Raw genomic sequence first — 13,032 nt, forward strand, 5'->3', positions numbered from 1 at the left:
AAAAACAATTATTTTATTCCTCATTTTGTTTAGAAATAAGCATATCGTATATATACCACTTATATAACAATGTAAACATTCCACAAAGTATAGATAAATCCGCTAAATTAAAGGCTGGCCAATACCAATCATCAATATGAAAATATATGAAATCATATACAGCTCCCCAATAGATCCTATCAACTACGTTTCCGATTGCTCCACCAATCATCAGAGAAAAACCAAGGTAAGTTGACTGATCGTCAGACTTGTATATCAAGTATGCAAGTATACCAATTATTAGTATTGAAAATGCTGAAAAAAAGAAACCGCCATGTGGTAAAGCGCTACACATTCCAAAACTAATACCTGAATTCCAAACTTCAACTAGCTTTATAAAGCTAGCGATCTCAATTGATTCTCCTTCATCAATCAATGAGTTTATGTACAATTTGCTCGTTTGGTCAATCAATACTATAATTAATATAACAATTAAGCATAACTTTTTCATAAACTTGCCTTTAACCTACAAACTTTAAGTATATCATAATTTATCTGTTTTGTTAACTCCTCAATACTATGGAATTTTTTTTCTGACCTTATGAATTTTAAAAGTTGTATATTGACTTTATGATTATATACGTCTTCATCAAAATCGAATATGTGCATTTCTATTATGGGCTTTTTCAGATCCTTAAATGTAGGTCTCATACCAATATTGACTACTCCATATAACCAATTTGGGTTATTATAAGAAAACATCACTTTAGCGTGATATGTACCAAATTTTGGTTTTATCATGCAATCTTCTATAGGAATATTTATGGTTGGAAATCCTATTTCTCTACCTCTACATGCACCTTTTGTCACAACACCAGAAACTTGATAAGGTCTGCCGAGCAATTTATTAGCAATTTCTATTTCGCCCCTTTGTACATACTCCCTTATTGAAGAAGAAGAGCAAATTTTACCGTCAATTATTAATGGCTCTAATTTAGTCAAAGAGTATCCATATGTTTCAGAATATTTCTCTAGAGTTAATATATTACCCAATCGTTTATGACCAAAAGTGCAATCTTCTCCGACAATTATGTGTTTAGCGCCATATTTATCTATTAAAATCTCACTGATAAAGTCATCGCAGCTAACCTCAGAAAAACCTCCACTAAAATTAATAATATACAAGTAATCTATACCATAACTGCTGATTAGTTCCTTTTTTTGTTCTTGGTCTATTAACCTAAAATTGTTTCTACCAAATAAAACAGTTGATGGGTGAGGCTCAAAAGTTAAAACTGCAGAGGGTAATCCTCTTTCTTGCGCTACCTTCTTTAGAGTGGAAATTGCAAATTCATGTCCTAAATGAATGCCATCGAAATTTCCGAAGGTTAGTGCTATATTATTTTCTATCCCTTGCTCACAATTATAAATAATTTTCATACAATTTGATGTTTTTACATGTTTCTTATATATAATAACTATATTTTAGTAAGCTACGGAGATAAATTGTGAAAAATGTTGTGATATATGTAAAGAAGGGCTGTCCATACTGCATAAGGGCAAAGGATTTACTAGATAAAAAAGGTGTGAAGTATGAAGAAATCGATGTGCTTAAAAACTCAGATCTATTTAACGACATAAAATCAAAGTATAACGTTAGAACAGTTCCACAGATCTTTATTGCTGATGAAAATGGCAACTATATAGACCACATTGCAGGAAGCGACAAATTGATGGATCTTGAAAAAGAAGGAAAGTTGGATGATATGCTAAATAATAATGACAATCACACTGATGTCACAACCTACACAAACAGCAATGATGAATGTGGAGAGTGTGTTATACCACATGATGATTTTATGTAACTTTTTATCTTGTTTTGTCGTGTAATACGTAAATGAAAACTAGTATGCTCACTTTAAACAATTCTTAATGAATTAAAAATACAATTCATTAAGTGAGTTTTTTTAGTGGGAAAAAATGACAAAAAATATTTCAATTATTAGCAGAGACTTAATTAATATCGAATTAGTTAACAAACAAGATTTAGAGAATTTCATCAAGATTTTCACAGTGCTTGATAAACATATAGCAGCTAAAACACTTTTTACAGAAGAAGTGAGAATAGAGTATAAACAACACAACGGCATAGAAGTTGTTGAATTGCTAAAAGATACAGACTTTACATATCATGAGGTTGAAAATGTATTGAACCACCTGAGTAAACATGGAATGAAGGTGCCCAGCAGTGTTATAGCACACACCCTTTTTGCTGCATACAATCACGCACTTGAATTTAAGGATGTAGCATTTTCCTTTTCTGAAGGCTTTCCACAATTTAACATCAGAGTGAGTAAGAACACCTTCATAATAACTCCTATGAGTGAAGAGAATTTGGAATTGAATTCACAAAATAGCAAGAAATTAATAGAGTCGTTACAGAGCGAAAAAAATATTTATGATTGTATAGTAGAAGAAAATACCATTAAAGTTATAGTGCATTCTGAAATACATCAAGCTATAAATTTGATTATAAAATCACTGATAAAGTCTCGCCTTTTAGCAAAAGAGGAAGAAGGAAAATTCAAAGAGAAATTGAGACAACTTGCTTTTAAGGATCAAGCTTTTGTTGAGTATTCCAGTATCAAAACCATCAGTAGGTATCCACATAATCATCCTCTGAGAAAGCATGAAAGTGTTACTAAGGATATAGAAAATATTTTATGTGATTTCATAGCAAATGAGAATAGCGAGTTTGCTATAGAGCGGTTAAATAGGCTGAGCTCAGCAGTTTCTCAGGATACTCCAAGAATCATCACTAAAACTATAGATAAACTTGTTAAGTTTCACTAAGGTATACGAGAGCCAATAGATTTCTTGTATTACCTTTGTCATCCAAGTAGCCAAGGCTACTTGGTTCTTTTTTTGGGTTCCAGCGCTATGTACATAGCTGTACAAACATTGTAGCCGTTATTCAAGTAGCTATAGAAACGAAAAACTTACTTGACACCCTTCGCCAGCCCCCTTATCATGAAACTGAAGCTATTTATTTATCTTCTCTGTACAGATTAAATGACAAAAAAACTCACGTATCTGGCGTCTCATGTTTAATTTTTTGCACTATGTGCACCTTATGTCTTTATCAAATTTCTAGGTTTTTACCTATATAAGCTGAAACGCGCTTATAAAGCGTTCAACACATCACCCAACGTCAAATTTTAAAATAGAGAGTGAATAACTAGCTACTGCGGGTTTTCTATGCCTTTTTTTTCTGCCTGGTAAATTTCTTAAATATTAAAGCTAAGGTTAGTTGCATTTAAAAGCAGCTAAATTGCAGCGTTTAAGACTTAAAAACGCCAATACTGAAAATAGACAGTGACTAGGGTTTCTTTTGCCTTTTTTTTATTTGGTAAATTTCTTAATGTTTATGGCTAAAGCAATTTAAGAGACCGAAAATGGTTTCATTCCAGTGCTCCTTTTTTGTCATCCCAGTGTTTGACACTGGGATCCAGCTTTCCATATAATCTCATCGAAAATGTTGTAACCACTTTCTATGCTAGTTTGCTTGCTTACAAGCAAACTTTCCTGGATCCCAGTGTCACGCACTGGGATGACACCGTCATAAAGGAACCAGTGTCAGCTACTGGAATGACACCATAGGGGCGTTGGGATGATACCATTATAGAGTGAACCAGTGTCAGCTACTCGGATGACACCCTCCTGGTAGACCTAAATCACAATGTTTGTACAATCATACGCGTCAAGTTAAGAAGCAAGGGTAAGAAAATTCAATGAACTTAAGGTGGATACTCTAGTTTTTCTATATCTATCTTTCACAGAAAATTGTGACCAGTCTGTGGTAAGTTTTTTCAGGAAAATTCTCAAATTATTAATTTTACTGCTTAACGCTAAAAACAACTCCCTAATCCTTCTTTTTAATTCAATGAATGCCTTTGTTAAACTCAGCTCTGTATTCTCTTTCAGTTTTATACAACCAACTATTCCATGAAATATAAGAATTGCGCACAATTTAGCGTATAGTTCACATAATACTCTGTATGGTTTTCCTTTAAGTTCGTCAAGCCTGATGTGACTCTTATACAATTTAAATAATAATTCAATCTGCCATCTTACCCTGTAAACTGTTAATACTTGTTCAGCGCTGATTTTACTCTCTGGAACGTTAGTTATGAATATCGACCAATCCAGCAATTTTTGATTCTTTTGAGAAGATGTATATCCATGTGATTTTGCTAACTTATTAGCCCTTCTTCTAATTATAGACTGTTCTTCAGTTAATTTTTGACATATAATTCTCACTTTAATTTTTACTTCTTTTCCTAATAGCACTTCCATCTCTAGAAGGGATTGACCTTCTAAACATTCCAACAACTCTATTTTTTGATTTGTTTCTATATCATATATATTGGTATCAGACTTATAACGACTAACAAAATATGCACCTGCTTCATCAATCTGTTTAAAAGAACTAGGCACAAAGTAGCACAAATCAAATATTAGCAAATCATTGGCTGATAAACCGTTCAGATAATCCCTATAACCTTGATCCGACCTTATTCCTTCTATTAAATTTAACTTATCTAGCGCTTGGTTCAGGTAATCAAAGACTAACTGCAGCTTTATTCCTGATTTGGTATTACTCTCACAATCTCTATAGCTACTCCCATATCCTTTGTACATATCTTCCATGCTACTGGGCAGGCTAATATAATCCAAACCCTGTTTTGTAATTTCTATCGAGTCTTCATTTAGCAATTGGCACATTGTTTCTATGCTGCAATCACCAACTCCTATGTTACCAAAAACCATAGCTTTTATGAATGATGAGCCATTAAGTTTTCTCTTTCTTTTTATAAAACCTACTGCAATTGATATTTCGTCTGCTTTTTCATTAAAGAATTCATTGAGGTCTTTTGATAAGCAAGCTATTCTGTCCATTGTAAGTTCTCTCATTCACATATCCAAGAGAACTTATACCTTATTCTTTTCCTTCACTCTATCAATTTTACTTACACTTTTCCTTAACTTGACGCGTATGGTATTACAACGGTGGCAATCCAAAAAGGAGAGAAATAGGAAGTATATCAGTTTTTGTGCTAAATCAGTTAACAGATTTGCTTGAAAAAAATTTTGAGAAAAAAGAAACCTTTTTTGAAAAAGAGAAAAAAAGAACAAAAAAAGCAATAGAAGAATCAAACGATATAAGGAAGCGCATAGAAGAAATAGAAGTTAGAATTAGATCATCAGAACAAAGGGCAGAACAAGAGGCTCAAAGGGCAGCAAAACTTGAAGAAATGTTAAAAAGAATGGGAGTCGATCCAGAAACTGCTTTAGATGATGTGAATGTAAGCCAAGGTGCAAGCGCAGGAATTGGGAGAGGCAGTGAGGCTAGTGTATAAGTTTTTTGAGTAGTTTTTTCAAGTATGCAAGGGAGAGCACTAGGTAGGAGATACAAGCTTTTTTATTGGTAGAATGTTTTCAAAAAGTTCTCTCATTTAGCATCACAAAAAATTCAATTATTGACTCTTTTAAAAATTGCAAAAAAGATCGTATATTTGTGAGAACAAGCCGCGTAAAAATAAGGTTATAAAAATAGAAGATTTAAATTATTTCAATAAGCTTAGGCAAAACAGTTCGTATGTAGATATTGATGAAATGGCCTAATATGGGTAGTTTTAGCGTATAGCAAAATCACTATATTAAAAAGTTCATATGTATCGTGTGGTAGACCAACGCATCCCAAGAAAAACACTTCTCACCGCCCTTGGTTTTGAGTGCTGGAAATAGCTATTTTATTTAAAGTATTAATAATATATTTTGCTAAATTAACACTATTTTGCTTGTGAAAGAATTAACAAGCGTATGACAAAAACAGAATATAAAATAAATAAAAGGTCATATAGTGAGTCTGCTAAAGCCTTTTGCCGAAATCACTTTAGGTTAGAAAATTTTTCTGAAATAGTGATTGACAAGTTTTAAAGACAGAGTAATATGCTTAGATTATAATAGAGGCTAGTTCATTATGGTAGGTGAGAGGGTTAAGAGTCAAAGTATTTTTTCATTCATTTTCAAAGAAGGGTAATTATGGACCGTGGAGATATTCCAGAGGTTTTATTTTCTTGTATTAGAGAAGATGCTCCTTATAGAGCATCTAAACTTCTTCAAATTGAACGTTGGTGCTATGTAAACTGGCATTTGCATCAAAGAGGTGGCAAAAAACAACATAATTTTATTGCACAAGTATTGTCTGATGAAGAATGTTGGGAGAAAGTTAATAATTTACATAGGGTGAAGCTCAATAGACAAATGGTAGGTAAGAAACTTATCTTGCCACCAGAGTCAGATAACCCGTTTACTGATGCGAAAAGGTATAAAATTGCATGTGAGTGTTGCTTAGAAGAGGATGTGAGAGCTTTATTTGAGGAAAGAAAGGAAGAATTATTAGCTCAAGGTAAAAGTAGCTTGTTAGAGTATGAGCATTTAATTGGGTGTTTCGGAGAAGGTGCTTTAGGGAGGTTTTGGTCACATTTTGTTGGTGGCTATGCTTCTAAACTGAACTTGAAAGGTCGTCATATATATGAGTATGGGCTTGACTGTGCTATAGATTGCAGACAAGTTCAAGCAGTTGAGTTCTTTTGGAATAAGATAAAATCTTTGCCTGAAGATGAAATAAGTGCACAAAAGAAGGATGAGATCTTGATGAAAAATGCAGCTTATACGGCAGGACCTAGTTTTCGCATTTGTCCTGATATATTTGAGTTTTTCCTGAGTCAGGTAAGTCCTAATAGATATCCAGAGCTTTTAAGAAGAGATTTAGAGAAAAATGATCATTATGGATCTTTGAATAAAATGAAAGATATGCCCAATTTTGGTAAATTTCAGGAATTGTTTGATTGTTTAAAATCAAGTGAAATTTCAGAAGATGATTACTCTCTTTGGTTGAAATTCATGATAAAGGACTGTCCAGAGCATTATTTAGGTGCTGGTGTGGAAGTTTTTATGCATATGTGGAAAAAAGAAGGATTTGATAATCATCGTACTTTCACATTGGACGAGGAAATGATGGAAGATTCTTCTTTTCAAGGAAAATTTTCAGTGCATTTGGTTGAAAAAGGTTTTACGGAGCCAGTATGGGCAATGTTAGATAAGGCTAGTTCTAGACAAATCAAGGAGTTCATGTCTTCTGAAAAAGCAAATGATATACGTTCTATATTAGAGCAAGGAGATAATGAATCATTAAGTAAGTTTTTAGCCTATGGTAAGTCTGCTGATAAAGGGCTTGATAAAAAGAACAAACCTGGTCCAAGTGGTGATTTAGTTGAAGTAGAAGTTAGAAAAACGTATGGTAAGTCCAATGTAAGACTAGGCAAGTAAAAAACATTATATATTGTTGGAGGATTTTGTGCCAAATCAAGAGAAACCACAAGGTTTTGAATTAATAGAGTTGTTGATTCGAAAAGTAGGTTCAAATGCAGGAGCTAGTCCAAGTACTTCAACTCAACAAGGAAGTGATTTTGAATCTTTCAAAGCAAGGTTTCAGTCATATATCGATCAAATTCCATCATATTTACATTCAGTAGGTAAAGAAGGGTTTTTTCCGCATTTCTTTTTAGGAAGCTTTTCTACTTTGATAGATACAGAGATTGCGAAAAAGCTAGATATTGAAAAAATATATTTTAGTTTTGATGGTTCGAAAACTCTGAAAGTGGCTGTTATAAGAAAAGGTGGTATTACAAATCAGAAAAGCGCGATTGAGAAGGTAAATCTTTTTGTGATTTCAGAGTTTGGTAAGAATGATAGTAAGAGTAAAAAATTTACCTATGGTGAGCTAGAAGAGATACTGGGTCAATCAAATTTACCTGCACAGAATGAACATGTGAGAAGTGCTAAAGATGATCTTAAAGTTAAATTAGTAAAAATTGTTAAAGCCACAGGGGAAATATCTGTTGAAGTAAAAGATGACAAGTTGGATAAGAATACTTCTGCAACACATGAGTTTAAGGAAATAAAAAAGGGGTTATGGAATAATCCAGAAAGTGATATAGCTAAGCTGACTAATCCTGATGTGGAAAAAGTGAAAAAGCCTGTTGAAAATATTCTAAAAAAAGTTAGTAAAATTCACTCTGAATATAAGAATTCACTTACCTATGCTCAAGGAACACGAGAAGCAGCGCATCATGGGTTTGTAGCAGGTGTTCTTGTAAATTTTCGCTATAGACATAATCTTAGAGTTTATCTAGAGCAATTTGCAGGAAGAGGTTATGCTGATATTGTTTTAGTGCCTCGTGGTAAAGAACGAGCATTATATGCTATTCCTATTGCTATAGAGTTAAAAGCTGCTACTAAACAAGAGTTAAAAGAAGGTAAAATAGGAGGAAAGAGTGAAACTACACCAGCAGCTGCTTTAAAGCAAGCAGAGGATTATACTAAAGGCTTTCAACCAAATGTAATGAGAGTTTTAACTACTGCAAATGATATTTTATGTGTTGGTGTAAACCTTGATCATCCATCTCCCATTTCAGATATCGTTTCTAAGTCACGTGATCAAAAAAGTATACTCTTTTTAATGATATATTGGGATCTATTGATGAACGAAACAGTGGTCAAATTGATGAAGGAGAGTTAAAAAAGCAAATTCAAAATAATATAGAACGTGTATATCATACATTTCCTGGCACGTGAGAGAAGGGAGATAATCATTATTTTAGTAGATTTTTGTTAGGACAATCACTATTGTTAAATGAAGTTAAGGATTTAAAGACGAGTTTTGAAAAACATATTTTTGTTTATGAAGAAAACGTACCTACTGAAGTTCGTTTAGAAAGTAAAGGTAGAGGTATTCCTCAACGCCAAGCAGCCAAGAAGGCAGATGAAAAGTTAGCTGAGTCATCTAGGCTTGATGAAAGTCATGCAGTTGTAACAATGGTATTTGTTCCAGAAAGTGATAAAAAATCAGCTTATGTAATGAATATTGTTGAATCAGATGGAAAAGCTGAAATATTAAAAAAAGGCATTCCTCTTAATAAACTTGAACAAAAGATAGGAAATAGAAAGATAGTAGAATTAAATCTTAATTTTAATATAAAAGAACAAAAATCAGATTTTAAAAAATATTTTAGTGTTGAAGTTAATGAGCCTATTTCTCTAGGAGAGTATAATGGTAAAAAATCTGATAAGTTTAAAGGTGATTTTAAGAATGTTCCTTACCCTAAGGATTTTAAGAAAACATTTGATGAAGTACTAGTATCTCAGCTTGCTTCTTTACAAGATCAATCTTCATCAATAGGTAAGTACAAGAAGTTATTTGGCAAAGTAGGCGAGGCAATATTACCTTTTAAAGGTTTAATAGAAAAAGAAGCACATACTCAGGCAGTATTGTATGGAGCATTTGACCATTATAGTGATATCAAGCTAGGAGAACCACAACAAGAAGATAGAGCGTTAATATTAACAGAGTTTCAAACAGGTAGGGGAAAACACATTGATATGCTAGTTCATGGTGTTAAGTTTGCAAACCAAGCCAGCAGTGCTAAAGAGTATGATCCGGTAGGATTGGAGGTTAAAGGACCAAGGGAAGGTAAGACAGCTGATGCATTAATAACAGAAGCAAATGATCAAATAACTAAAGAGTATACAAAAGGTGTTACTTATAAAACGCTCACAGATGGCAACAAAGTTGCTTTTATGGGTGTTATTTTTGACAAAGGGGCGAGTAATGCAAATTCTCTTATTTTAGTAAGTAAAGATGAATTTACTCCTGTTAAGGTAGTTCATAGCTCCATTTTTAGTTTTAGCCAATGTGCAACAAGAAAAAGACGTGATATAGGTATACCATGCATAGATTCACGTGATGAAGAAAAGGTTACAAAGGAAGAAAAAAAGCAACGTGTTAAAGAGCTATTTGATATTGATAATGCTAAGGATTTAACTAATGAAATTGTAGATATAGGTCGTGAGCAAGTGTTTGATATGATAGGCAATGCTGATAGGACTGATGTATATGTAAAAGTAAAAGATAACAATGGTAATGATAAAAAATTGATAATAGGTGATATTGTAGAAATGAAGAATGCAGAAAGATATTTTGTAGATGATTATAGTGATGGTATTGAGATCTTAGTAAAAGTAGGCAGAGATAAGGATCGCGTTATAAAAGAAAAAATAAAAGGACAAAATATTGAGTATTATTTAAGCATCGATGGCTATGAAGTAAAATTCGATGATATAATTAAAAATTTTACTACAGATGCAGAAAGAGAGAAAATTCATAATAAATTACATCAACTATCAAATGATAAGCAGTTGTTAGAGAATAAAAAATACATTGAAGACATAGGTGATGTTCAAACTAATCAAGATTACAATAATATTGTAGAGGAAATTAAACAAAACTTATTAGCAAAAGGAGTTAGGGAAGATACTTTCGACAGGTTTAAAAGTCACTTTGATGATCTTGGTGAAAAAGTTTTTGCAGATTATATTAGTAATGTAGAAAGCAGCCTTCAAGAAAAAGGAATTGCGTTTGATCGTGATAAATTTGATTCAGCGAAAATAAAAGGAGCAAAAGGTGGAAAGTTTTTTTCCATGATGGCTATATATGACTTGCTTGATAGTATAGGTGATACAGCAACACTTGGACGACATAATAATGATGCTTTAAAGCAAGTATTTGGTATCAATGGTATACTAGATGCTATGGATGATGTTAGGACGAGTGTAAGTATTTCTCCTAGTAGTAAAGTAGGAAAACTGATTGGTAAAATACCAGGGCCTGCACGTCAAGCTTTTGTTAAGGTTATCAGTAATCCTGTAGTTCAAAGTATTACATTTGCAACCATTGCTTATCAATTTGGATACAGTATAAACGAAATAGCTCAAGGTAATAATCATCCATTAAATTATTATTGGACAGCTAGCAGTGGTGTAAAACTAGCAAGCATGAGCATAAGGCCTATAAGTGCGGGAGTTAGTTTTACGATAAAAAGTGTCAGTGCTACTACTAAGGTTTTAAGAGGATTATCTGCTGCAGGCAAAGTTTTAGGTAGGGCATCAGTAGTTACTATGGTTGCTGATGTGTTGATAACAACTGGTGTAGAAATTTATGAAAGGATGGAGTATACCAAAGCGATAGCAGAACAAGTACCTCTATTACCTGGTGGTGAACAAGCGGAAGTATTTTTTGCAGGGGTGATTAAGTTTTTTACAGGAAGGGATGTAGAAAAAGAATATGAAGACACAATTAGAATAAAAGGTTATTTAACTTACGTAAAAGAAGCAGCTATTAAACTGTTAAATAATAATTATGACATAGCTGCAGTTGTACAATACGTAATCTCCATTGAAGAGAAATATAGTGAGATAATTAGGAAGACAGGTCCTACATGTGTGCAGTATGGTGGGTGTGTATGGGGATGTGAGTTAGAAAATAAATATAATGATATCTCTTTTGACGGGATTAATACAGCTTCTAATGTGAAGAATGATCTGTCTTCACTTGAGATATCCAAAGCATTGCCTATGATACCTTATACTCTGAGTATGCAAGGATTTGAATGTACACTTCCTGTTCTTGTAACAATTGCTTTTCCTGCAGGGAGTTTTATAGCAAATAAATGTTTACAAGAATCATATGAAAAGGAAAAAGTTTATATTGTCAATACAGATGCAAAACATATCCCTCATCTAACTAAATATGAATATGAAAATCTTGGCCTAAAGATTGTAAGTGTACCATTAAAAAAGCAAACACAAAAACCTCAATGCAGTGAAGTAATTAATACACGAAATAAGTACGGTGATATGCATTTCCCATGTAACATTGGTGCAGAACATAAGCAATGCCAGCAGACATTTACTCTCTCAGGAGAACCTTTTATCTTTACTAATCCAAAAAGGAAAGATCCTGGTAATACAAAAAAGCAAACATTTCCTAAAGGATCAGTATTATATATTTCAGGATCTAAAACATTAACAGCAGCAGCAAATTATCCAGCAGTAATGCATATTTCAGAGGGTAGTAATATACGTTATGTTGGCTCAAAAAATAATGAAACTATTTTTATTATTAATGACTATATGTCTGGTACTCTTGAAGGTGGACCAGGAAAAGAAAATACTCTAGTAATGAATGTTAAAGCTAATAATATCGCTGCAAATTTGCATAGTGGAACTATACGTTATGGTAATAGTAATAACATAAGATTGGTTAACACATATAACTATGTGTCTAATTCTGACAGCAAGCAAAATATTACTACTCACTGTAAAACAAGATTGATTAATGTAAAAAATGCAGAAGTCTGGCAGAATTCATTTAACTGCACAGACAAAGATTATGAAGTTAGAGTAGTTAACAAAGAAAATGTGCATAACAGGGGATTAAAGCAAACAATATTTGTTGTTAATGAAGATAGTGATAATGCTAAGATAGTAAGTGATTTGGGCAGTACAGGAAAAATAAAAGGAAATATTGACATAATAAAGGTTCAAGTTGCTAATATCACACAGTGGGGAATAAGTGAAGATATAGAAAAGGTCGGCTATAGCTTAGATGTTTTAGCTAATAATACACAAAGTATTGTTTCAAGTACTAAAATCAATGATTTTAAAAATCTAGTAATTCAAGTAAATAGCAATGGAATAACAGAGTCTGTTGCAATACAAGATAAGTCTTTGTCTGATACAATAGAAGATATTAGATATCAAGAGCTGAAAAGTTCAGGAAGTGATATTAGTAGAGAGGTAATACAAAATAGTGCAAAAAAGTTAAAAGCATTTATACAAGCAAGTATTCTAGACCAAGAATTACTTGATAGTTACCAAATTGCAAAAGATATTGTCAATAACAATAATTTTGACATACCAGTATCTCAAGTAGAAGTTATTAAAAATCACATGGGGGTACCTAGTGAAAAAGTAATAATTGCTAGTATGTACTCAGGTCAAGTCATTGTTGATTTTAGCTATAGTAGCTCTGACGTTACAAGTAGTTATCAGAAATACCTTAATGGTGGACGGAACTAAGGTTATGAT

9 protein-coding genes are annotated in these 13,032 nt (G+C 32.8%); 6 read left to right on the forward strand and 3 right to left on the reverse strand.

From position 1 onward, the window contains the following. Window positions 1-13: 13 nt before the first annotated feature. Both lspA and ribF read right to left on the reverse strand, forming a co-directional pair. On the reverse strand, window positions 14-490 hold the full coding sequence (lspA, locus tag OPR57_RS05625; RefSeq protein ID WP_265036221.1) for a signal peptidase II: 477 nt from the start codon (window positions 488-490) through the stop codon (window positions 14-16). Next, window positions 487-1,419 (reverse strand): riboflavin biosynthesis protein RibF, encoded by a 933-nt coding sequence (gene ribF / locus OPR57_RS05630; protein ID WP_265036222.1) that lies wholly within the window; start codon window positions 1,417-1,419, stop codon window positions 487-489. Before ribF ends, lspA begins: the two co-directional genes overlap by 4 nt. Before the next feature lie 68 nt (window positions 1,420-1,487). Here ribF and OPR57_RS05635 point away from each other — a divergent pair, with 68 nt between their 5' ends. Further along, window positions 1,488-1,844 carry a glutaredoxin gene (locus tag OPR57_RS05635; RefSeq protein WP_265036223.1) on the forward strand — a complete coding sequence of 119 codons (357 nt, stop codon included), beginning with the start codon at window positions 1,488-1,490 and terminating at the stop codon, window positions 1,842-1,844. Window positions 1,845-1,959: 115 nt separating this feature from the next. Then, complete coding sequence (locus OPR57_RS05640; RefSeq protein ID WP_265036224.1) at window positions 1,960-2,832, forward strand: hypothetical protein; 873 nt, start codon at window positions 1,960-1,962, stop codon at window positions 2,830-2,832. Between the two features lie 912 nt (window positions 2,833-3,744). Here the strand turns inward: OPR57_RS05640 and OPR57_RS05645 are convergent. Continuing rightward, a complete protein-coding gene (locus OPR57_RS05645) occupies window positions 3,745-4,938 on the reverse strand; it encodes an IS4 family transposase (RefSeq protein WP_406831635.1) in 1,194 nt (397 codons plus the stop codon). A 155-nt stretch (window positions 4,939-5,093) separates the two neighbouring features. Between OPR57_RS05645 and OPR57_RS05650 the strand changes: the two genes are divergently transcribed. The 4 genes from OPR57_RS05650 to OPR57_RS05665 all read left to right on the forward strand — a co-directional run bounded on the left by OPR57_RS05650 (window position 5,094) and on the right by OPR57_RS05665 (window position 13,023). Next, the gene (locus OPR57_RS05650) at window positions 5,094-5,399 is read left to right on the forward strand and encodes a hypothetical protein (RefSeq protein ID WP_265036226.1); all 306 of its coding nucleotides are present in this window, start codon (window positions 5,094-5,096) and stop codon (window positions 5,397-5,399) included. Between the two features lie 685 nt (window positions 5,400-6,084). Then, on the forward strand, window positions 6,085-7,374 hold the full coding sequence (locus tag OPR57_RS05655) for a hypothetical protein (protein WP_265036227.1): 1,290 nt from the start codon (window positions 6,085-6,087) through the stop codon (window positions 7,372-7,374). A gap of 28 nt (window positions 7,375-7,402) precedes the next feature. After that, window positions 7,403-8,626 (forward strand): hypothetical protein, encoded by a 1,224-nt coding sequence (locus OPR57_RS05660; protein ID WP_265036228.1) that lies wholly within the window; start codon window positions 7,403-7,405, stop codon window positions 8,624-8,626. An 89-nt stretch (window positions 8,627-8,715) separates the two neighbouring features. After that, the gene (locus tag OPR57_RS05665) at window positions 8,716-13,023 is read left to right on the forward strand and encodes a hypothetical protein (protein WP_265036229.1); all 4,308 of its coding nucleotides are present in this window, start codon (window positions 8,716-8,718) and stop codon (window positions 13,021-13,023) included. Window positions 13,024-13,032: the final 9 nt, after the last annotated feature.

This window comes from Wolbachia endosymbiont (group A) of Anomoia purmunda, from assembly GCF_947251545.1.
In the GTDB taxonomy this organism is placed as follows: Bacteria; Pseudomonadota; Alphaproteobacteria; order Rickettsiales; family Anaplasmataceae; genus Wolbachia.

What these genes read in the sequence shown, in the direction of transcription:
- lspA (WP_265036221.1), bottom strand. Translation starts at nt 490, where the DNA reads ATGAAAAAGTTATGCTTAATTGTTATATTAATTATAGTATTGATTGAC.
- ribF (WP_265036222.1), bottom strand. Translation starts at nt 1,419, where the DNA reads ATGAAAATTATTTATAATTGTGAGCAAGGGATAGAAAATAATATAGCA.
- OPR57_RS05655 (WP_265036227.1), top strand. Translation starts at nt 6,085, where the DNA reads ATGGACCGTGGAGATATTCCAGAGGTTTTATTTTCTTGTATTAGAGAA.
- OPR57_RS05645 (WP_406831635.1), bottom strand. Translation starts at nt 4,938, where the DNA reads ATGGACAGAATAGCTTGCTTATCAAAAGACCTCAATGAATTCTTTAAT.
- OPR57_RS05640 (WP_265036224.1), top strand. Translation starts at nt 1,960, where the DNA reads ATGACAAAAAATATTTCAATTATTAGCAGAGACTTAATTAATATCGAA.